Below are 22,010 nucleotides of genomic sequence, written 5' to 3' on the forward strand. Positions count from 1 at the left end.
AAAGGAATCTGAGCGCTATTATTCCCTAACTGTTTTAATTTTCAGTTTAAGAAGACAAAATTACTTTTCAAACCTTACATTTGCACAGTATACTGCTAATTGTATGGTACTAATAAATTTGTAAGCTATGGGGAAAATAAAGGAAAATTCGACGAATAACATTAATAAAAAGTACATCCAGGAATGCGATCTGTCTTATGCAGTCTGTAAAATCGGCGGAAGATGGAAACTTTTGATTCTAAACAGATTAAAGGATGGTAAATTACGATTCAGTGAAGTCCGTGACCGCATCTGTGGAATCACGGAAAGAATGCTTACCCTTCAGCTGAGAGAGCTTGAAAAAGAAGGATTGGTCAAAAGAACAGTTCATGCCCAAGTTCCGCCAAGAGTGGATTATGAGTTGACGGACATAGCGAGAGAACTGATCCCGATCTGGGAAGAGCTTGAAAAATGGGGAAATAAGCACAGGGATTTAGTCCTGGCCAATAGTGTTGAGGATGAAACTGAGGCTAAGATTTAGACCAGGATAAAATTAAATCTGGGACTGAGATGCATTCACTTTGTTGCAGAACAATACATGAGCGATAATCGCCAGTAAGCCAAAGGATGCCCCTACAAAGCATACACCAGACCATTGTGCATACTGCCATGCCATAGACGCAAGCCATGTTCCGAGTGATCCCCCGATGAAATAGGAAACCATATACACGGTATTCAATCGGTTCACGGCATTGGATTTAATCAAGAAATAATTGGTCTGGTTCATGATATGGCTCGACTGTACTCCAAGATCAACAAGGATAACACCAACGATGAGCCCCCAATAGGTTTCGCCTGCAAAATAGGTAAATGCCCAGCTCCCGACTACAATCAGAAGCGAATATAATATGATGCGGTTGATATCAAGATATTTCTGAAGTTTTCCCACTTTTGCTGCTGCTAACGCTCCTACAGCGCCAGCTAATCCAAAGCTTCCAACCACCGATGAACCAGCATTGAAAGGCGGTTTTTCCATGTGAAAGACCAATGTTGTAAATAATGCACACATGGATCCGAATGCCATCGCCCCACGGAATGAAGCCAGCTGTAATATAGGCTGTGTTTTCGCCAAATGAGCCACAGATCGCATTAATTCTTTATAGGTTCCCTTGAAATTAGGCTGCATTTCGGGAAGCATTTTATAAACCGCCAGCCATACCAGAATCATCAACCCTGCAGCGATTCCAAACATGGCTCTCCAGCCCCATACATCACCTACTATTCCACCTATAAATCTGGATAAAAGAATCCCTAACAATAATCCGGACATCACGGTCCCGATATTGGAAGATTTTTCTTTATCGGAGGACAATTCAGCGGCGATAGGTATAAATAACTGAGGAATTACTGAAGTTACCCCGATCAGTAAACTGGCAGCATAGAGCATCCATAGCTGAGTGGCAAAAGTCATCCATAATAATGAACCAAAAACTAAAAACAGGTCGATCAGAATTAATTTCTTACGGAAGAATTTATCTCCCAAAGGAACAATTAATAACAATCCTAAAGCATATCCTATCTGGGTAAGGACAGAAATTTTGCTTGCCGCACTTTCAGAAACATTTAAATCTTTCGAAATGAGCCCTAATAAAGGCTGGTTATAATAATTATTGGCGACTACAAGTCCTGAAATAATAGCCATCAGCCAGATAACTGTTCTTGAAATACCGTTCGTCGTGCTCGTCTGCATAGTTGAATTAAAATTTGACTCCAAATGTAGGAATGGAATTAATGAATAAAGCTGTATTTCAAATTGTTAATCATGAATGATCATATTCATGTATTCAATCGGAAATACTATCTTTTTTAAGAAGGGCAAAGGTAATCAATTTCATAAAAAAAGAGAATGCCAAAAGCAGTCCCTTTTCAATAATTCTATGGTTTGTTTGACATCCAAAAAAGATACGCCGACAGAAATCCTGGATTTTACCGGAATGAAGTCAACGAATCACTTATCTATTCATAATAATGAAATCCGATCTTATCAGAGATGGCTTATTTCATGTAAGACTACTATTTCTTTGCTTCCTTTATGTAGAATTGATTTTAAATTAAATATTTTACAATAAAGTTTTTTTTCATTGATTCAATAAAAAAATGGTAGAAATCGTATGTTTTTCCTCCCAAAATGTTATCCGGGAAGGCTTTTTTAAAGCAGTTCCAAAATTTTTATTCCTAAATTTGTAAGATCACCAATTTCTTAATACACTTAATACATTATATGAATTCTAAAGAACAGATATTACAAAGATCAATTGAGGCAAAAGAAATTTTTCTCCCTCACCTTTCTGCGGATCCTGTTATATTTGGTTTTGATAAGAAAGAACTTAAGGTACTTCTGATCAAAATGAATTATCGAAAGTTGTGGCTATTGCCGGGTGGCTACGTAGGAAAAAATGAAGATCTGGATGAAGCTGTGGTAAGAATCCTGAAAGACAGAGTGGGAATAACCACCGATGTATATCTTGATGAGTTTGGTGTTTTCGGCAAAAGAAACAGAAGTGAACTTTACTTTGAAGATTTTGATGATACTCTTTTTCATAAGCAGCGATTCATTTCTATCGGATATTACGCACTGTACAATCCTTCAAGATTTAATCTTGTTCCTGATGAGTTAAGCGAAAGCGGTGAATGGATTTATATGAGTCAATTGTCGGAGATCGAACTGGCCATGGATCACAGAGAAATTATTGAAAAAGCGCTTCTTACCTTACGTGAAAAAATTTCCATAAAGCCCATCGGTTACAATCTTCTTCCTGAAAAATTTACCCTTTCTGAACTTCAGAAACTGTATGAAGCCATTTTAGGAAAGGAGCTCAACCGTGGAAACTTTTACAGAAAAATTAAAAATTTAGGAATTCTGAATAAACTTGAGGAGCAAAGACGTGGCGGCGCCCATAAGTCTCCTGATCTGTATTCTTTTGATGAGGAAAAATATGCCCAAGCATTGAAAAACGGTCTTAACGCCTGGTAGACGTCCATTGTTTTTACCAATTAATGGTATCGAAAAAAAGGTTTTGAGGTCTTATAAATATTAGGGAAATTTGCACAATGAAAATTATTGCGCTCAAAGAAGGCAATTTCTCAGCCAGCAGAACGAAAGACTTCACGTTATTGACCGATGAAAATTTTGACACCGTCAAAGGGATCAAAATGTCTGTACAACCGTTTCTCATTATTACAGAACATGATTATATACTCCTCGATGCCGGTATGGGATGGCAAAACAGGGAGGGTAAAACGGTTATTTCTGAACTATTGGAAAAGGAAAATATCAGACCCGAACAAATTACCAGGCTTTTGCTTTCACACCTCCATAAAGATCATATTAACGGAAGTATTCACAAAACAGATACTGGTTTTGAACCTTCATTTCCGAATGCAGAAATTTATATTCAGAGGCGTGAGCTTGCTTTCGCTATGGAAAATAAGGGCAACCCTTCTTTTGATTTTGATATTCTTGAACAACTGATCAGCCTGCCAAATATTGTTTGGATGGATGAAGATCGCGGAAATATAAATGCGGAGGTTTCTTTTGAAGTAGTAGGCGGACACACGCCTTTTATGCAGGTCTTCTGGATCAGAGAGTATGACGAAATTATTTTTTATGGTGCGGATGATCTTCCTCAGGAGTCTTATCTGAAATATCATCTGGCTTATAAAAGCGATTTTGATGGAAGAAAAGCAATGGAACTAAGACTGGAGTGGCAAAAAAAAGCGGCTGAAGAACAATGGAAAATACTGCTTTATCATGATCTGGACAAAGCAGTAATCCAGATATAATCTAACGTAAAAGTGGTTTAAAGATCATTAAACCACTTGTAGATATCCAAATCAGAAGGAATGTGAAGCTTTTTCCGGATTCTGTTTTTTCTGTTTTGGATCGCTTTTGGCGTCACAAAAGTGTAAGTCGCAATTTCCTTGGTGGTAAAGTTGAGTTTCAGGTAAATGCAGAAAATAAGTTCAGAATTTTTGAGACTGGGATGTACCTTCGCGATTTTATCAAAAAAATCAGGGTATACAAGTCTGAATTTGTTCAGCAAACGTGGCGAATTTTCTTTGGCTAATGCCATGATTTCGTCCTGCACTAAAATCTTTTGATTTAAATCTTCTAAACTGGATTGCGGTTTTTCGTTTTTCATAATATTTTTCTCATCGCTACTTTATTTCTGATACGTTTAAATGCTTTTGTATCAGTACAAACCCTTCTTATTCGGCTATTATACAAATAGCTGTTTTGATGTTGAGGTTTTACAGGTCTATCTAAATTTCATAATTGCTGATTCTAAAGAACCTTACATCTATTGTACGAATCCCTGATATTTTAATCTTAAAAATCTTTCATCTGAAGCTCATTCTTTCGGTTATTTTTAAATGAAACAAAGAAAGAAAAAATGATTAAAATTTTACAGAATTAAAATACCACATAGATACCACGCCATGCCTATCTACAGTGTATTTATTCCTATTTTGAAGTGAGTTTGAAAATTAATTCGTTCCTGTAATTTATTTTAGACAAATGTAGCAGATTGGGGATCTTATTTTTTATGATCTCAATCAATGTTTTTGATGATTTTATTCCCTGGCCGTGGTGTATACAGAGAGATTGGGAAAAAGCGTCTCCAAAGCCTTATGGTATGTATGTGGTATGCCTTACAGAGAGAGGTGATGAAAATTGATCGTTCTTTACATTATTGAAATTTTGTGCTTCCCTGTTTATTAAATAATGAAAGGCACCAATGATTAAACATTTATTTAAAATTTTAATTAAAAACTTTATCATCCCATGATTATTGAAGAGGCACTTGTTTCATTTGGAGCAGAAATTAAAGAATATAAAGCAGGAGAAATTATTTTTCGGGAAGGTGAGTTTTCTACGTTTTATTACCAGATTAAGGAAGGACAGATCAAACTGAATAATTACACGGAAGACGGTAAAGAATTTATTCAGAATATATTCTCAAACGGACACAGCTTTGGAGAATCTCTTCTCTTTGTAGATCGTCCTTATCCGATGAACGCTACAGCTATAAAAGATTCGTATATTTTAAGACTTCCAAAATCCAATTTTTTAAATCTGATCAGGGAAAACCAGGAAGTCTCCCTGAATGTTTATCAGTGTATGGCAGAAAGAATGTATTATAAATATATGATGCTCTACAACCTCTCTTTCCAGAATCCCATGCTGAAACTGAAACAGCTGATGGATTATTTCAAAAGCTACTGTGAAGACAAAACACAGTACTCTTTTCAGATTCCTCTGACAAGACAACAACTTGCTTCTCTCACGGGACTGCGCGTGGAAACGGTCATAAGAGCCGTAAAAAGTATGGAAAAAGATAAGATTTTAAAAATAGAGAAGAGGAAGATTATGTATTAGTTTCTATTGTCTGGAAGAGCGAAGATCAAAATCATCCGTAAACCACTCATTATCATTATTATAATTAATATTAAGTTGAATTAAAATATTTTTTATTTACCTTATCACTTTAAAATCTACGCTCTTTCGGTATCCTATATTAGTTACTATTTATTTTCTATAAAATTTAAATTCTGAAGAAATTCATTACAGCCTTCAAAATCGAAATATCGGTGTTTCAGTAGTTCTATCTGATATTTTATGGGTAAAAATTCTCCCCATTTTGAAAAGTTCAAAACATCCGGAAAGTTGTCTAGTAATTCTGTCAGTGCTTCGTCAAAATTGATCGTATTTAAATTCACATCTTTAAGCACCGAAATGAATTCAGATTTCTTTGAAAAATCGATTTCAAACTTACTTTCGCTTTCATGTAATTGATTTTCAATCCCTACTCTGTTCAGTATAAAGCTTAAAGTTCTGTTGATCTTAGATCCTGTAAATGAATAAAACTTAAGTTTATCATTCCCTGAAAAAAGGGGTCTGTCCGTTTGATGAGACCTGATCCCATAGATTGAAAAATCTTTACGCATCTGCCGGATCATTTCATCACCAGGCTCATCCAGAAAATCATATTTTTGGTCGGAAATCAGAATTTCAAGCATTTTTTCCCTGATTTTAGAGGCTGTATCTGCCGCATCTCCAAAAAAGAGCGGTTTTTTTCCGTCTTTTGCTGGAGCTACCTCTATTTTTTTAGCCTCGTAATCAATGTCCTTTATTTTCCATATTCTGGCTGAAAGATATATATTTTCATCAGGTCTGGTCTGTGCAGACAGCGGTAACTCACCGATTTTCACGCCCTGACTCACCACCCTGAAAAATACAGGAGTATGAAAGAGGGTATAAAAATCTCTGGTATTGACTACCTTTTCACCTTCAATCCCAATAATATATTCAGGTCCTAGTTTTTCCAGAAAGTCAATGGCGGTAAGATGGTCAATAATCTCCGTAACTTCTTCAGCCGAAATATTCTTAAAAGCAGCATTACCGGTCAAATCTTCAGTAAGTTTATCAAGTGTGATTCCCGAAGAACCTTTTACCACCGACAAAAGCTGATGAACCAGCACATCATAAGGTTTTTGGCTCATAGCAATAGGCTCAATATACTGCTCTTTAAAAAGCAACCAGCACGCCAGTGACTGGAGAAGACTCCAACGTTCAGTAGCATATAAAAACAGGTTGCTGGCCTTTCCTTCCCTTCTTCCGCTCCTTCCCACTCTCTGGATCAGGGAAGCAATGCTATGGGTGGCATCAATCTGGGCAACTTCATCCACGTTTCCTATATCGATCCCCAGTTCCAGGGTTGATGTACAGGATATACAGAAATTTTCATGCGTGCTTTTTTTGGCAAAAAACTCTACATATTCACGTACTTCTTTATCTACAGAAGAGTGATGGGAAAAGTAATTCGCATGTCCGCCCACCCTTTCCGAAAGTTTTTTCAGTCTCACCGCTACCTCTTCTACTTTTCCTCTAGCATTGGGAAACACCAGCACTTTGCTGTCCCTCGTTCTGATATACAGATCTTTGAGGAGATCCAGTGGAAGTTCTTTTGTCTGCCCTTCAAAATACTTAAAAACAGCGTTAATAGGCTTGGGTGTCGTATCTCTGATTACTTTTGTATGTTCAGGATCTCCCAGAAAATCTTTCAGTTCAGCATAATTATTCTGATCGCTTACTGTAGCAGAGAGAGCAACAGTACTGAATTTACCGGTATTGACTTTCTGAAGACGCTGCAACAGAGACTGCAGGTGAATCCCTCTGTCTGATCCTAAAAACGAATGAATCTCATCGATAACCACATAATCCAGTGTTGAAAAAAGGTGGTGGATCTGATAAGGTTTGTTTACAAACATCGCCTCCAGAGATTCCGGAGTAATAAGTACAATTCCTTCCGGAGCTTTTATCAGCCGGTCTTTGGCTCCTTTGGAAGCTTCTCCATGCCATTTTGTGACCGGAACATCCAGATATTCGCACAGCTTTTCAACCCTCATGAACTGATCATTGATCAAGGCAATCAGCGGTGAAATATAAAGCACTTTTACGCCTTTTTCCTTACAATTCATTTTAGATAAGATCGGCAAAAAGGCAGCCTCCGTTTTCCCTGAAGCTGTCCTGGAAATTAAAACATAATTATTGTCTGTTGCGATAATCTTCTGAATGGCAGCCTCCTGAATAGGTCTCAGGCTTTCCCATTTCTGGTCGCGGATGTACTTTCTGATCGGCTCTGAGAGCAGGTTGAATGCGCTCATATTTCTTCAATACTATCTAAGAGAACCAAATCATCAGGCCTCTCATCTGAAATTTCGATGTCTCCGAAAAGCTGTTTTTTATCCACGGCCGGATTCTGTCTGATAATGTTCAGAATATTGAGAAAATCTCTGATCACTTCTCTCGGTGTGAGAAATTCTGAAGCTCCCGGTTTATTGAACATTTCTTCCATAAAAGCAAAAATTTCTTCGTCGCTGATATTCAGTTCTGTTTTATAGTTAAAATCAAAAATCAGTTTCAGTTTTTTTAACAGAACAAAGATTTCATTATGATCTAATGGAGTGAGTTTAATGACAGGCTGCGCAAAATCTCTAATTTCACGGGTTTCAAATTTATTGGTTTCTAACCTTGACTTTAAAGCCTGGTAGCTGAACAATCCTCTCCTTTCATTTTCCAGAAATTCTTTCGTTCCTGCAAAATTGATCAGCAAATTTGAAATTTTCCCCTGAAAACAATCGTTATAAATAGATAAAATTTTCTCGTAGTTTTTTTCACGCGCGGCTGAAGTAGAAATTTTATACAAGTTGATCGCTTCGTCCAGATTGATCATAAAACCGCTGTATCCCATGCTTACAAAGAACTTACAGAAATTTTTAAGCATATCGTAAAAATTGGAATCATTAATGATCTCTCTTACCCCAAGATCTTGTCTGGCCTCCGTTTTCGTTTTATATTCACCTTTCAGCCATTTCAGGGCATTTCTGCGTAACAGTTCATCGCCTTTGATATATCCTTCATAGTACTTAACGATCACAGAACCGAAATCGAAACCACCCACTTCTGTGATTTCATTCACTGTTTTCATAATAGAATTCTGGATAAGGCCTAAAAACTGGTCATTTCTGATCTCAGCAAGGGAAATACGGTTGTCTTCAGCTGTTTTCGTAATCACCTGCTCAATCCATTTTTCAAGCAAAGTCTGTAATGCTCCGCCTTCGGGTTTAGTCTGGATTGCAATATTGTCCATGATTGCAGAATATAAAATCACACTTTTTCCGTCATTGGAATACAGCCTGTTGTCCGGTGTGAAATCTGCATTGGAAACTACAAATTTCTGCTTTAAAGCCACCGTATTCAATAAGTGAAGCATAAAAGATTTACCACTTCCAAAATCTCCGATCCAGAATTTCGCCATGCTGTGGCCGTTTTTCACATCTTCCAAAGAGCTTATGAAAGCATTGATCTCCTCCGATCTTCCTACAGTAATGTGCTGCACTCCTATTTTGGGCACCACTCCGCTCACCAGGGAGTTGATAATAGAAGTTGCTTCTTTGGGTTTAATATTGTCAATCATTGTTTAAAAGTTTTTTATAATAATCAGTATTAATCGTAAAATATTCATCCTCTTCCTCAATAAGGACATCGTCAAGGGTTTCAAAACACAGATCGTTGATAGAATCTATGGTAGATCCCATAAACAGGTTTTTCGACTGTAAATAAGTGGCCATTTCACTTTGAGGAATATTAAAACTCTGCTTTTCAAATGCCTCTAAAATTTCCTGCTGAACTTCTGACAAATTAAGCTCTTCAAGATATTTATGAATCCTGGTTTCTGTAGGGTGATGGGTAATATGAATCGTCAGTTCATCTTCTCCACTCGTTTCCTCTTCGCCTTCATCCTTAAGATATTCTTCCAGCAGGGCCACAGTTCCGGAATGCTGCCTCTGTACATTTTCAACGGCATCTCTGTCGATAACAATTTTTTTTCTTTTCGGAAGGTACAGCCGAGACGCTTTTTCAATGGCTGCCTGAAGGTTCCTCGTTGCTATGAATTCGTTTATGATCTGCTCAAAATCACTAAGCTGTTCGCTTGTGGTGAACAGACTCTTCTGGATATTCCTGGTAAGCTGTTTCCGTTCAAATGTTGTATTGTTCAGGTCTTTATCAAAATAATGCAGATAAAGCCTTAATGCAGAGATTTTGTCATGTTTTGCAACAAATTTAGAAGCTTCAAGAAATATAGTATCCTGAGACGGGTTTCTGACATTCACCTCCGCCAGCCTGAAAATTTCTCTTTCAAAAGCTATAGTATTGGAATAATCTTCTTTAATGGTTTCAAATTTCGTTTTCCACCTTCCGGTATTATTTTCGTTCAGAATGATATTCGTTCTGTGATCCGCCTCCAATATCTGGGATTGGTTTTCAGGCAGAAAAACAGCAAGCCTGGAAACTATTTTCCTGTTGTACTGGTGCAGAATATCAGGATGGGTATAATTAAAATCCGTATTGATTTTTCTTTTTATTCCATAGACTTCCCTCACATTATTTTCACATAATTTTAAGATATGATTGAAAATTTCTGTCTGTACTGCATCATACGTATAGCGGTAGTTCAGGCTTTCTTTTCTGTAATTGTACTGAAGACACACAATGATTTCCGAAAGCTCCTCAATTACCGTTGCATACGATTTATTCACGGGAATGCAGTGCGTCCGGAGATAGTCTGTCGCTCTTAAAAACTGTTTTAAAATCTGTACACGGCAGTATTCAATTTCATTAAAAACATTATCAGCAAACCATAATCGGTCCAGTATTGCGGATTGATCATCATTCAGACTGAGTTTTCTGATGTATTTTTTTCCTATTTTCCAGCCATCAGGATCATATTGTGGCTTTGGAACAGGTTCAGGGACAGATTCTTCTCTGTGGAGATCAGATCCAAAATTGATCGGAATATCAGTATTTCCGGAAACATCAATTATAGAGTCATCGTGTTCATTCTGCATCATTTCATCAATAAGATTGTCGGTTAAAGTTTCTCTTCAAATAGCATCAAAAATATCAAACTCATGAACCATCACGATCGTATGACCGGATTTTCTGAGATCCAGTGACTTTTCTACTTTTCTTCCATAGCAGGAGTAGCTCCAGCAGGCATTATGGGTGTCACCAATAATCAGATAATCAGTCTTTTTAGAAATCGTATTGACCGGAATGCCACCTTTATCCTGTATCGCCCGTTGTAATTCACTGCGATTACCTCTGCTTAGGATTCCGGTGATGCAGAACGTTTTGTTTTCAAAAACAATTTCAGGGTCTACCGCACAAATTCCGGAAATATTGATGTCGGCTGTATCTCTTTCTATCTGAGCTGCTGTATCTGAATTTTTAAGTTCAACGAATTGCTTTATGAATGCCGTCAGAACAGCTCGTTCCTCTTCGTCAATGATTTTATCTGCCACAATAGACAATACCAGGCTTCGGATCTCATCATACGGATAATAGGAATTGAGGTGCTCATTGTCTGAAAGCCATTCATGAAGTTTAAAGATTTCGTCATCATTTAAAATTCCGTCTGCCAGAATTCCATGGAATATTCCCTGTAAAAGCTGAAGATCAGACGTAATTCCGTTATAATAAATGCTGTCGTGCTCGTATTTCTGACACAGCCAATACAGGTCTTCCACCGCTTCTTTGGCGGGGATTCCGTTGGAGGCTGTATTTTCGATCAAAAGCATGAATTCACGGAACGGATTTCTATTCACCAGATCATAATGGTCTTTGGCCCATAATCTGAGCTCTTCCATCTCTCTGGCAGAAATGATATCATCAGAAATGATTCCCAAAAGAAGGCCTTTTAGTGAATTCATTGCTTTATCTGCTCTGGATTTGGTTGTAAATACCTGTAAGTCCGGATTGTCAAAATGGGTCATCTTAAATAAATTGAGTGTATGGGTTGTATTAGTTTCTATTGATGGTAAAATCAACTTCTAATATAGCAATATTATACATTCAAAAATATTCAAAACTAAAAAAAATACCTTACGGTTTTCCGTAAAAAAAGAAGTTAGATTTTAGAGATTAGACGTTAGAGGACAAGCATAGAAATTTCTGTAGGATGGCACATCTTATTTTTAACCACCCCGTCTTTTTGCTACGCAAAAATCCACCCCTTCAGCGAAGGGGAATTGGAGTTGAGACCAATTGGCTATCATTATCAATTACTCCTTACACAAAATATATTAATAGTAGTAATCATGAACCTGAACCCGAATTTCGCGCCCCGAAACAAACTCATTACTCATCATTCCTAACTTATAACTTACAAAAGCTCTCCATCAAGCTGTTTCTGAAACTCCTCCAGATACCTGGCAAGGTGCAGCCCGTCCGCAAGTCCATGATGAGCCTCCACAGAAACGGGAAGATACTTTTTCCCATCACGGATACTGAACTTTCCGAAAGTGATTTTAGGTACAGATTCTGAATTGTTAAAACTGGTAGGATGAAGAAGCGCACTGAAAGAATTCCATGGAATTGTTGTATGCCTGATCAGATCTTTACCCAGATCGCCATTGTTCAATCTTAATCCGGAAGACTGTTGGACCGCCTCAATTTCCTTTTGCATTGTAGCATTAAATACTCGAAAATCTGGAGAAAAAGGAATAAATGCAAAACCAAAAGTCCCGTCTGCCCTGCCAATCGTACTTCCTGCATGAATGGTATCATACAAAATAACCTCACCGTCAATGATCCGTAATTTCAGTTCATCCACAGTATTCACTGCAATCATCGATCGGTGAAGATAAGTAGCGAAAAAAGAATCACCGTTTTCCTTAGCATGATTATAAGCTTTCGTGCAGTCAACTTCAGTAGTAAAGCCAAAATAGGGACTTTCCATCTTTGAAAAAAACTCAAAATGCTCTTTTCGGTTCCAGTTTTCGAGGTCTATGATCTTCATTGATTTTATTTGCTGCAAATTTCAGCAAGTTTTCCCGGTTTTAAAAGTTTATCTGGAAAAATATTACTGAAACAAATCATTCAAAATATAATGAAATCTTAATGTAGAAGGTTGGTTTTGGTTAGTTTTTTGATACAAATAGAAAAGGTTTACAATATCTGGGCTTACTTGTATTTGTCAATATTTAACTCGCATTTTTGAGTCTTGATATACTACGGAGCTGATACTTAATTATAATAGGAAAATAATATATGGAGACAGAAAAAATAGGATTCATCGGATTAGGAAATATGGGCCATCCTATGGCAAAAAATTTGGAGAAGGCAGGATTTCCGCTTTCCGTTTACAATAGAACCATCGAAAAAGCTGAGGATTTTAAAAAGAAATCCACCGTCTATTCTACCGTGACGGACCTGGTGAAAAACAGCGACATTATTTTCACCATGCTGACCAACGATGAGGCCATAAAAGCCGTTTATGAAGAGCTTTTGGTTTTGAATATTCACGGGAAATTATTCATCGACATGAGTACGATTTCTCCTGAAACAAGTAAAAAAATGGCAGATGCTGTCAAAATAAAAGAAGCATATTTCATTGATGCTCCCGTAGCAGGAAGTACCATGCCGGCAGCAGAAGGTACACTCATCATCATCGCTGGCGGCGAAGAAAGAGACCTTCAGCGCGCCATGCCTTATTTTGAGAAGCTTGGAAAAGCAGTTAAGCATCTGGGCGAAAATGGAAAAGGAATTGCCGGAAAACTGTCTGTGAATTACTTCCTCTCTGCCATTTATCAGGGACTGGCAGAGACGGTTCTGTTTTCTGATCAATTGGGCATTCAGCGTACCGATATGTTGGAAATCATCAATGAAAGTGCCAGCGGAAGCGGTGCGACGAAAGTAAAAACCCCTATGCTGATCAATAATACCTTTGATCCGGCCTTTGCTTTGGATCTGATGCTTAAAGATATTCTCCTTGCTAAAAATGCAGGGGCCGATTTTCCTCTTTCCAAAGCATTGATAGAAACATATCAGTCTGCTCATGATGAAGGTTTTGGTAAAGATGACGTGATGGGAATCATCAATTATCTTAAAAAATAAGAGTTGACAAGAATATCAAAACACTCAATTCTCAACAGTACATATGATGGATACACAAAATTTTAAAGGAAATAACTGGTCGGCAAGAAAAGTGGACTCTGTTTATATCGTGAGTATTAAAGACCAGTCAGGTATCGTTGAAGCGTTGACAGATTTCGTTATCAACCAGAAGATACAGGCAGGCGAAGTTACAGGTATTGGAGCTGTAGAGGAAGCTACCCTCCGCTTTTTCAAGCCATCCAACAAAAACTACGTTGATAAAACATTCAAAGAACAGATGGAAATAACCAATATTTCGGGAAACGTGTCTGAGATAGAAGGAAAACCTATACTTCATCTGCATATTACTTTAGGAAGAGAAGACTATACCGCTCTGGCAGGACATCTTCTGGATGCTAAGATCCGGGGCGCAGGAGAATTTATTTTTTATCCTCTGAACACCAGAGTGGTAAAAATTAAGAATGAAGAGGTGGGAATCAATTTCTATGATTTTGAAAGATGAAATGACAGACTTCTTTGAAAGTTGTATTTTTGATAAAATATTTTCATGATGTTTGATCTCCTTCTTTCCCATATACAAAACAAAGTAGACCTGCCTGGAAAACAGAAACATCAGATCGTATCCTTTTTTACGCATAAGAAATTACGTAAAAAACAATATTTGCTGCAGGAAGGTGATATTTGCAAATGCCTGTCATTTGTTAGTAAAGGTTTGCTTAAATCTTATGTTTTAGACGAAAAAGGAAGTGAAAGGATCAATATGTTTGCCTTCGAAGGTTGGTGGATTTCTGATTTCAACAGCTTTATCAATCAGGAAAAAGCAGTTTTGAATATCAATGCTGTAGAAGAAACCGAAGTGCTCATGATTACTCTTGAGGATTATGAAAGAATGATGCTGGAAATCCCTGTCATGGACCGGTATTTCAGAATTCTTTACCAAAACAGTCTGGTCACTAAAGATTACCGGCTGATGGTCTCCAACAGTTTTACGGCAGAAGAAAAATATAGGCAACTGACGCAGCGAAGCCCGGAAATCATCAAAAGGGTTCCGCACAATCTTATTGCCTCCTATCTGGGACTTGCTCCCGAGACAGTAAGCAGAATACGAAAAAAAAATCTCCATTAATACTTGATCTGGATCAACAAAAACACATGATGCAGATCAAGTGTTTCAGCCTTCTTCTGTCCCTATTTTTGTAATAGAAATTTTACAAATATGGACAATGCAAAAAACATCGCGCTGGTCGTTGGTGCGACAGGAATTACAGGGAGTAATCTTGCTCAGGAACTTATTTCCCAGGGATGGACCGTTTACGGACTTTCCAGAAATACCAATAGCAATATCCCGGAACTCATTCCTGTAAAGGCTGACCTTCTGAATATTGATAGCTTAAACACAGCACTGGAAGGAATTTCTCCTACTCATGTTTATTTCACTACCTGGATGCGAAACGACACAGAGGAAGAAAACATCCGTGTGAACAGTGCTCTGGTAAGAAACTTGTTAGACGTATTGGCTCATAAACAATCAGTACAGCATGTCGCTTTGGTTACAGGATTGAAACACTATTTAGGACCTTTTGAAGCCTATGTGAAAGCAGGAAAGCTTCCGGAAACCCCTGTCAGAGAAGAACATCCGAGACTTCCCCTTCCCAATTTTTACTATGCCCAAGAAGATGAAGTGTATAAAGCTTCCGAGAGAGATGGATTTACGTGGAGCATTCACCGACCTCATACGGTCATCGGTTACGCCGTGGGCAATCTGATGAATATGGGAACTACTCTTGCGGTGTATGCAAGTATCTGCAAGGAAACAGGGCGAAAATTCGTCTGGCCGGGATCTGCTGAACAATGGAACGGTGTTTCTGATGTGACGGATGCCCGGATTTTAGCAAAACAATTGGTTTGGGCTTCTACCACAGAATCTGCAAAAAACCAGGCTTTTAATATTGTGAATGGAGATGTTTTCCGCTGGAAGTGGCTTTGGAAAAGACTGGCAGACTGGTTTGGCATTGAAGCAGAAGATTTCGACGGGACGGTAAGACCGCTTGACCATGAATTAAGTAAAGATGCTGCCACCTGGAAGAAAATAACAGAGAAATACGGTTTAAAAGAAGATCATCTCGATCGCCTGGCGTCTGCGTGGCATACAGATCTCGATCTCGGAAGACCTCTGGAAGTGATGTGTGATATGTCTAACAGCAGAAAGCTTGGTTTTACAGCATATCAGAATACAGAAGATTCTTTCACTGAACTATTTCAAAAACTGAGAGCGGAAAGATTAATCCCTTAAAAACAAACGGAGCGGCTGAATACTGCTCCGTTTGCTTTTTAATTTAAACAACATAAGCAGCTTATATGCCAATAAAAAAAACGTTTATTGTGCTTGAACCCCCTTAATATTGTATCTATAGAAAGTTCCGGATAAGATCATGTATTTTAAATGTAGTTTTTTTTACCTACCATAGTTTACCACAAAATTGAAAGATGATGCTAATTTGGTGGGATTTTTGAATGTAAAATATAAACCGATCGCACCATTGAAATTAATAACATTCACAAAAAAAGGAATTTACTGTCCGCAGGGGAAATTTTATATTGATCCCTGGAGACCGGTAGACCTCGCAGTCATCACTCACGGACACGCTGATCATGCGCGGTGGGGAATGAAAAAATACCTTTGCCATCATTACACCAAGCCCATCCTTTATCAAAGAATTGGGGTTGATATCGAATGCCAAAGTGTTGAATATGGTGAAACCATTACCTTAAACGGTGTAAAATTATCAATGCATCCTGCCGGACACATTATTGGGTCAGCCCAGATAAGATTAGAATACAAAGGCTATGTTACCGTTATATCAGGAGATTACAAAGTCCAGGAAGATGGACTGAGTACCCCTTTTGAGTTGGTAAAATGCAATGAGTTTGTCACGGAAAGCACCTTCGGATTGCCTATTTATAACTGGCTGGAAGTTCCTGAACTCAATAAAAAGCTTCAAAGCTGGGTTCTTAAAAACCAGGAAAATTCAAAAACCTCAGTATTCATAGGATACTCACTGGGAAAAGCTCAGCGTATCATGAAAGCGGTAGAAGGTTTAGGAAAAATATATGTCCACAATTCTATCGGAAGACTGAATGAAGCCTTTGAATCAGTAGGCATTACCCTTCCCGATTACAAAATCGCTGATTTTAAAGAAAACCCAAAAGAAGTACAACACGGAATCGTAATTGTTCCTCCAGCTTTACTCGACAGCAATATCATCAAAAAAATACCGGATGCTGCAACAGCGATCTGTTCCGGATGGATGCAGGTACGCGGAGCCAGAAGATGGCGCAGTGCTGACGCAGGATTTGCCATGAGCGACCATGCCGACTGGAAAGGACTTCTGCAAGCCGTAAAAGCTACAGAAGCTGAAATTGTACACGTTACGCACGGGCAGACTGAAATTTTCTCAAAGTATTTAAATGAAATAGGCATCAAATCTGATGTTGTGGAAACCCTGTTCGGTGAAGATGAAGAAGAGTCAGAAAAAGAAACCATAGAAAATCCGGAGCCATGAAACATTTCGCAGACTTGATCAACGCCTTGGAAACCACCAATAAAACCAATGCTAAAATAGACGCTATCATCGATTATCTGGAGCGTGCTCCGGATGAAGATAAAGTATGGTTCATTGCTTTGTTTACCGGAAAAAGGCCCAAAAGAAATGTGAATACCAATTACATGAAAGAATGGGCGCTGGAGATCACTCAGCTGCCGTTCTGGCTGTTTCAGGAAAGCTATTCTTCAGTAGGAGATCTGGGTGAAACCATTTCCCTTATTCTACCTCCACCTTCAGAAACTATTGACCGTACCCTTTCAGAGTGGATGCTGGATATCATTCAGTTAAAAGACAAATCAGAAACCGAAAAGAAAGAATTTGTGCTAAAATCATGGAATGGACTGGATTATACGGAACGTTTAATTTTCAATAAATTACTGGGTGGAAGCTTCAGAATCGGGGTTTCCGATAAAACGCTGATTAATGCCCTTACCAAATTTTCATCTCAGGAGTCAAGTACTTTGATGCACAGTCTGATGGGAAAATGGATCCCGGGGGAAGTTTCGTTCCAGGAACTCATCTCAGCTGAAAATATCAATCCCGACAATTCAAAACCTTATCCTTTTTGTCTGGCTTATCCTCTTGAAAAAGAACTGGAAGAACTCGGAAATCCTGAAGACTGGCAGATCGAATATAAGTGGGACGGAATCCGCGGACAGATCATTAAAAGAAATGATGAAGTTTTTATCTGGTCAAGAGGTGAAGAGCTCGTAACCGATCAGTTTCCTGAAATCAGGGAGACCGTTCAGGCTATGAAAGGCAACTTTGTTTTAGATGGAGAAATACTTGCGGTAAAGGATTCTAATGTTTTAAATTTCAACGAATTACAGAAAAGATTAAACAGGAAAACTTTAACTAAAAAAATGCTCTCAGATATTCCGATTAAAGTCTTTGTTTATGATCTTTTAGAGCTCGAAGGAACGGACCTCCGTGAAAAATCCATGGCATCCAGACGTGCTATGCTTGAAGAATTGCTACTGAATGAATCCCCTCAAAATATAAAGCTATCTCAGGTTATTGATTTTGAAAAATGGGAAGATCTGAATACGATAAGAGAAGAATCAAGAGAGATCAACAGTGAAGGTCTTATGCTGAAACAGAAGAATTCCATGTATCATGCCGGAAGGAAAAAAGGTGACTGGTGGAAGTGGAAAGTAAGTCCGCTGACTATTGATGCGGTCTTAATTTATGCCCAGAAAGGGAGCGGCCGACGAAGTGCCTATTACACGGATTATACATTCGCTGTAAAAAATGGAGATGCTTTAGTAACGATCGCAAAAGCCTATTCAGGTCTCACTGATAAAGAAATCATGGAAGTAAGCAAATTTGTGAATAAAAATGCTATTGAAAAATTTGGTCCTGTACGTACCGTAAAAGCAGAATTGGTTTTCGAAATTGCTTTTGAAGGAATCGGATTCAGCAGCAGACATAAAAGCGGCGTTGCGTTAAGATTTCCAAGAATCCTGAGATGGAGAAAAGACAAAACCGTCAACGAAATTGACGAACTTGAAGAGGTAAAAAAACTGATCCAATAATTTGAAAACATTTGAAAATAGCGACGGATTTAAAGTCATTCAGCAATGGATGACGGATAAGGGCATCTCCCCTTTCAAATTTCAGATCGAAACCTGGCAGAAATTCGGAAACGGATATAGCGGAATGGTCATTGCCCCTACCGGATTCGGAAAGACATTTTCTGTTTTTCTGGCTTTGATTTCAGATTTCATGAATCGTCCCGAACAGTATAAAAAAGGGCTGAAAATGATCTGGATCACGCCCCTTCGTTCTTTGTCGAAAGATATTGCTAAAGCGATGCAGGAAGCCATGGATGAAATAGGCCTCGACTGGACTGTTGGGGTGAGAAACGGAGATACGGAACAGAAAGTAAAACAGCAGCAGATCAGAAATATGCCTGAAATCCTTGTGGTGACCCCCGAAAGTCTCCACCTTCTTTTAGGCCAGAAAAATCATGAACGCTTCTTTCAGGATATGAAGTGCGTGGCCGTTGATGAATGGCACGAATTGCTTGGTTCAAAACGCGGCGTTATGGTAGAACTCGCCATTTCTCAGCTCAGAAAATATGTCCCGAAAATAAAAATATGGGGAATTACCGCAACGATTGGAAACCTTGATGAAGCCATGGATGTTTTAATTCCATACGACATCAAAAAAACAAAGATTACAGCCAAGGAACATAAAAAAATAGATATTCTGCCCGTTATTCCGGATGAACTTGATATTCTTCCCTGGGCAGGACATTTGGGAGCCAAATTAGCCGATAAAATCGTTCCTATCATTCTTGATTCAAAATCAACCATCGTTTTCACCAATACCCGGAGCCAAAGCGAAATGTGGTATCAGCTGTTACTGGATGCTTATCCTGATTTTGCAGGTCAGATTGCCATTCACCACAGTTCTATTGATGCGCATCTCCGGATCTGGATTGAAGAGAATTTAAGTGCCGGAAAACTGAAAGCTGTGGTCTCCACTTCGTCTTTAGATCTTGGAATTGATTTTAAACCCGTTGATACCGTCATTCAGATTGGTTCAGCCAAAGGAGTGGCCAGATTTCTGCAACGGGCAGGACGAAGCGGTCACTCGCCTTTTGAGACCTCTAAAATCTACTGTGTTCCTACCCACTCTCTTGAACTGATCGAAGTAGCCGCTTTGAAAGAAGCCGTAAAACAAAAGGTTATAGAACCACGTGAACCCCAGGTTTTGTGTTTCGATGTTCTGGTTCAGTTTCTGATGACTCTGGCCGTTGGTGACGGATTTTATCCCGAAGAAACCTTCGAGAGAATCAAAAAAGTATTTGCCTTTCAGGAAATGACTGAAGAAGAATGGAAAAGCATCCTGGACTTTCTGACGATTGGCGGAAGTGTGTTGAAAAGCTATGAAGAATTCCATAAAATTGTCATTATGGAAGACGGTCTCTATAAAGTGACCTCACGGAAGATCGCCATGCTCCACCGCATGAATATGGGTGTTATCGTAAGTGATGCCATGCTGAAAGTGAAATTCATTTCCGGCGGCTATATTGGAATGGTGGAAGAATATTTTATTACAAAATTAAAAAAAGAAGAAAAATTTATTCTGGCGGGACGAACGCTTGAAGTTGCCATGATTAAAGATATGACCGTTTATGTACGTGGAGCAAAAGGGAAAGCAAGGGCCCCGAGTTATTTGGGAGGAAGATTGCCGTTAAGTTCCAATTTAGGCCATTTTTTAAGAGAAAAACTCTCTCATGCTTTAAACCCAAAAGCTTCGGAGAAGGAACTTAAATTTTTACATCCTTTATTAACCAATCAGGAAAAAAAATCTCATATTCCTAAAGAAGATGAGTTTCTTGTCGAACTGATCAAAAACCGCGAAGGCTACCACCTGTTCATGTATCCTTTTGAAGGTCGGCTTGTCCACGAAGTAATGGCTGCTTTGATTGCCTACCGCATTTCAAAACTTGCCCCCATTTCTTTTTCAATGGCCATGAATGACTATGGTTTTGAACTGTTCAGCGATAAAGAAATTCCTCTGCATGAAGATAATCTGGATGCAATTCTAACCCGAGACAACCTGATGAACGATGTCATCGCAAGCATCAACTCTGCAGAAATGGCCCGAAGAAAATTCAGGGATATCGCTGTAATTTCAGGAATGGTTATTCAGAATTATGCAGGAAAACAACGTTCAAACAAATCATTGCAAAGCTCGGCCGGACTCATTTTTAAAGTACTGGAAGATTATGATCCCAATCATTTTCTTGTAAGACAGGCTTACACCGAAGTGTTCAATATGCAGCTTCAGGAACCCCGTCTCGTGGAAGCCTTTAAAAGAATTGAAAAATCAAAAATCATATTAAAACATTCCAATACCTTTACTCCACTAAGTTTCCCTATCAAAGTAGACAGCTTAAGACAGACGCTCTCCAGTGAAAGCCTAGATGCGAGGATTAAAAAAATGGTCGAACAGGCGAGGAAAAAGGGGTTTTAGAGTTATAAATTATAAGTGATAAGTGATGAGTTGGGTTCGGAGTTCGCTGTAAGGAATAATCTATTCAGGTATCGGGAAATGGTAAAAATAAATTGACAAAAATTAAATCCACATATCATAATTCCCCTTCCATGAAGGGGTGGATTTTTGCAAAGCAAAAAGACGGGGTAGTTAAAAACAGTATCAACTAAAAATGATAAAGAAATCAGAGTTAAGCAAACTCCTTTCCCACCTTCTAACATCTAAAAAAAAATGAACATCGCCATAAAAAATATCACAATCAACAATACAATTTTTACATTGACCAATCAGCGTGCAGCATTTTGGAAAAAAGAAAAAGCACTCATCCTATCTGATCTTCACATTGGAAAAACAGCTCATTTTCGCAAAAACGGAATTGCGCTGGCCAATCAGATTATGAAAAGTGATCTGGAAAGGCTTTCCGTCTTGATTGAATATTTTCAGCCGGAAAAATTCATTGTGGTGGGCGATCTTCTTCATGCCGGAGACAACTCGGATGTAGACGAATTCTGCAGCTGGAGAAATCAGTATCCTGATCTTCAATTTTACCTTGTTGAAGGAAACCATGACCGCCTGTCAGCGAAATTAGAAAAAAAATTATGTTTAAATTTTAAATCCGAATCCCTGACCATCCATGGATTTACTTTTATTCATGATTTTGACAAAATATTACCTGAATTTCAGATCACAGGGCACATTCATCCCGGCGTTGTGCTGAATTCTTCTGTGAAAAGGATCAGGCTTGCGTGTTTTGTTCAAACCCAGAATCAGCTATTATTGCCTGCCTTCAGCGAATTTACAGGATTAGACACCAAAAACATTCCTAAAGGAGGAAAATTCTTTGTATTCACTGATTCTGAGATTCACGAGATTTAAAATGAACTGATAATGATAGT

Annotated in this window: 19 protein-coding genes; 12 read left to right on the forward strand and 7 right to left on the reverse strand. The window is 38.4% G+C overall.

Annotation, left to right across the window (positions count from 1 at the left end):
• The first annotated feature begins 127 nt into the window (after positions 1 to 127).
• A complete protein-coding gene (locus EG346_RS18975) occupies positions 128 to 520 on the forward strand; it encodes a winged helix-turn-helix transcriptional regulator (protein WP_123880804.1) in 393 nt (130 codons plus the stop codon).
• A gap of 12 nt (positions 521 to 532) precedes the next feature.
• On the opposite strand, the gene EG346_RS18980 is transcribed toward EG346_RS18975, so the two are convergent.
• Positions 533 to 1,729, reverse strand: a complete 1,197-nt coding sequence (locus EG346_RS18980) for an MFS transporter (protein WP_073334582.1) — start codon at positions 1,727 to 1,729, stop codon at positions 533 to 535.
• A 531-nt stretch (positions 1,730 to 2,260) separates the two neighbouring features.
• Here EG346_RS18980 and EG346_RS18985 point away from each other — a divergent pair.
• Together EG346_RS18985 and EG346_RS18990 are read left to right on the forward strand one after the other, a co-directional pair.
• Positions 2,261 to 3,013: an NUDIX hydrolase gene (locus tag EG346_RS18985; RefSeq protein WP_123880806.1), complete on the forward strand. Its 753-nt coding sequence runs from the start codon at positions 2,261 to 2,263 to the stop codon at positions 3,011 to 3,013.
• Positions 3,014 to 3,090: 77 nt separating this feature from the next.
• Positions 3,091 to 3,822 carry an MBL fold metallo-hydrolase gene (locus EG346_RS18990; protein ID WP_123880808.1) on the forward strand — a complete coding sequence of 244 codons (732 nt, stop codon included), beginning with the start codon at positions 3,091 to 3,093 and terminating at the stop codon, positions 3,820 to 3,822.
• Positions 3,823 to 3,839: 17 nt separating this feature from the next.
• Here the strand turns inward: EG346_RS18990 and EG346_RS18995 are convergent, their stop codons facing one another.
• Positions 3,840 to 4,181 carry a helix-turn-helix transcriptional regulator gene (locus tag EG346_RS18995; RefSeq protein ID WP_073334586.1) on the reverse strand — a complete coding sequence of 114 codons (342 nt, stop codon included), beginning with the start codon at positions 4,179 to 4,181 and terminating at the stop codon, positions 3,840 to 3,842.
• 644 nt (positions 4,182 to 4,825) lie between these two features.
• Here EG346_RS18995 and EG346_RS19000 point away from each other — a divergent pair.
• Positions 4,826 to 5,419 carry a Crp/Fnr family transcriptional regulator gene (locus tag EG346_RS19000; RefSeq protein ID WP_123880810.1) on the forward strand — a complete coding sequence of 198 codons (594 nt, stop codon included), beginning with the start codon at positions 4,826 to 4,828 and terminating at the stop codon, positions 5,417 to 5,419.
• Positions 5,420 to 5,565: 146 nt separating this feature from the next.
• Here the strand turns inward: EG346_RS19000 and EG346_RS19005 are convergent, their stop codons facing one another.
• The 5 genes from EG346_RS19005 to EG346_RS19025 all read right to left on the reverse strand — a co-directional run bounded on the left by EG346_RS19005 (position 5,566) and on the right by EG346_RS19025 (position 12,404).
• Complete coding sequence (locus EG346_RS19005; protein ID WP_123880812.1) at positions 5,566 to 7,707, reverse strand: DEAD/DEAH box helicase; 2,142 nt, start codon at positions 7,705 to 7,707, stop codon at positions 5,566 to 5,568.
• On the reverse strand, positions 7,704 to 9,020 hold the full coding sequence (locus EG346_RS19010) for an ATP-binding protein (RefSeq protein WP_123880814.1): 1,317 nt from the start codon (positions 9,018 to 9,020) through the stop codon (positions 7,704 to 7,706). Before EG346_RS19010 ends, EG346_RS19005 begins: the two co-directional genes overlap by 4 nt.
• Positions 9,013 to 10,455, reverse strand: coding sequence for a tellurite resistance TerB C-terminal domain-containing protein (locus EG346_RS19015; protein WP_123880816.1), 1,443 nt, complete (start codon positions 10,453 to 10,455; stop codon positions 9,013 to 9,015). Before EG346_RS19015 ends, EG346_RS19010 begins: the two co-directional genes overlap by 8 nt.
• Positions 10,456 to 10,488: 33 nt before the next feature.
• Entirely contained in the window at positions 10,489 to 11,379 is an 891-nt protein-coding gene (locus EG346_RS19020) for a BRCT domain-containing protein (RefSeq protein ID WP_123880818.1), read from the reverse strand.
• Between the two features lie 389 nt (positions 11,380 to 11,768).
• The gene (locus EG346_RS19025; protein ID WP_123880820.1) at positions 11,769 to 12,404 is read right to left on the reverse strand and encodes a chloramphenicol acetyltransferase; all 636 of its coding nucleotides are present in this window, start codon (positions 12,402 to 12,404) and stop codon (positions 11,769 to 11,771) included.
• Positions 12,405 to 12,655: 251 nt separating this feature from the next.
• Here EG346_RS19025 and EG346_RS19030 point away from each other — a divergent pair, with 251 nt between their 5' ends.
• The 8 genes from EG346_RS19030 to pdeM all read left to right on the forward strand — a co-directional run bounded on the left by EG346_RS19030 (position 12,656) and on the right by pdeM (position 21,990).
• Complete coding sequence (locus tag EG346_RS19030; protein ID WP_123880822.1) at positions 12,656 to 13,501, forward strand: NAD(P)-dependent oxidoreductase; 846 nt, start codon at positions 12,656 to 12,658, stop codon at positions 13,499 to 13,501.
• Between the two features lie 43 nt (positions 13,502 to 13,544).
• Positions 13,545 to 14,003, forward strand: a complete 459-nt coding sequence (locus EG346_RS19035; RefSeq protein WP_228426129.1) for a PPC domain-containing DNA-binding protein — start codon at positions 13,545 to 13,547, stop codon at positions 14,001 to 14,003.
• A 45-nt stretch (positions 14,004 to 14,048) separates the two neighbouring features.
• Positions 14,049 to 14,627 carry a Crp/Fnr family transcriptional regulator gene (locus EG346_RS19040; protein WP_228426131.1) on the forward strand — a complete coding sequence of 193 codons (579 nt, stop codon included), beginning with the start codon at positions 14,049 to 14,051 and terminating at the stop codon, positions 14,625 to 14,627.
• Between the two features lie 90 nt (positions 14,628 to 14,717).
• Positions 14,718 to 15,794: an SDR family oxidoreductase gene (locus EG346_RS19045; protein WP_123880824.1), complete on the forward strand. Its 1,077-nt coding sequence runs from the start codon at positions 14,718 to 14,720 to the stop codon at positions 15,792 to 15,794.
• 247 nt (positions 15,795 to 16,041) lie between these two features.
• Positions 16,042 to 17,064 carry a ligase-associated DNA damage response exonuclease gene (locus EG346_RS19050; RefSeq protein WP_123880826.1) on the forward strand — a complete coding sequence of 341 codons (1,023 nt, stop codon included), beginning with the start codon at positions 16,042 to 16,044 and terminating at the stop codon, positions 17,062 to 17,064.
• On the forward strand, positions 17,061 to 18,641 hold the full coding sequence (locus EG346_RS19055; protein WP_123880828.1) for an ATP-dependent DNA ligase: 1,581 nt from the start codon (positions 17,061 to 17,063) through the stop codon (positions 18,639 to 18,641). The genes EG346_RS19050 and EG346_RS19055 overlap by 4 nt, the downstream gene beginning before the upstream one ends.
• A gap of 1 nt (position 18,642) precedes the next feature.
• A complete protein-coding gene (locus tag EG346_RS19060) occupies positions 18,643 to 21,093 on the forward strand; it encodes a ligase-associated DNA damage response DEXH box helicase (RefSeq protein ID WP_123880830.1) in 2,451 nt (816 codons plus the stop codon).
• 252 nt (positions 21,094 to 21,345) lie between these two features.
• Positions 21,346 to 21,990, forward strand: a complete 645-nt coding sequence (pdeM, locus tag EG346_RS19065) for a ligase-associated DNA damage response endonuclease PdeM (protein WP_123880832.1) — start codon at positions 21,346 to 21,348, stop codon at positions 21,988 to 21,990.
• Positions 21,991 to 22,010: the final 20 nt, after the last annotated feature.

This window comes from Chryseobacterium carnipullorum (assembly GCF_003815695.1).
Taxonomy (GTDB): Bacteria; Bacteroidota; Bacteroidia; order Flavobacteriales; family Weeksellaceae; genus Chryseobacterium; species Chryseobacterium carnipullorum.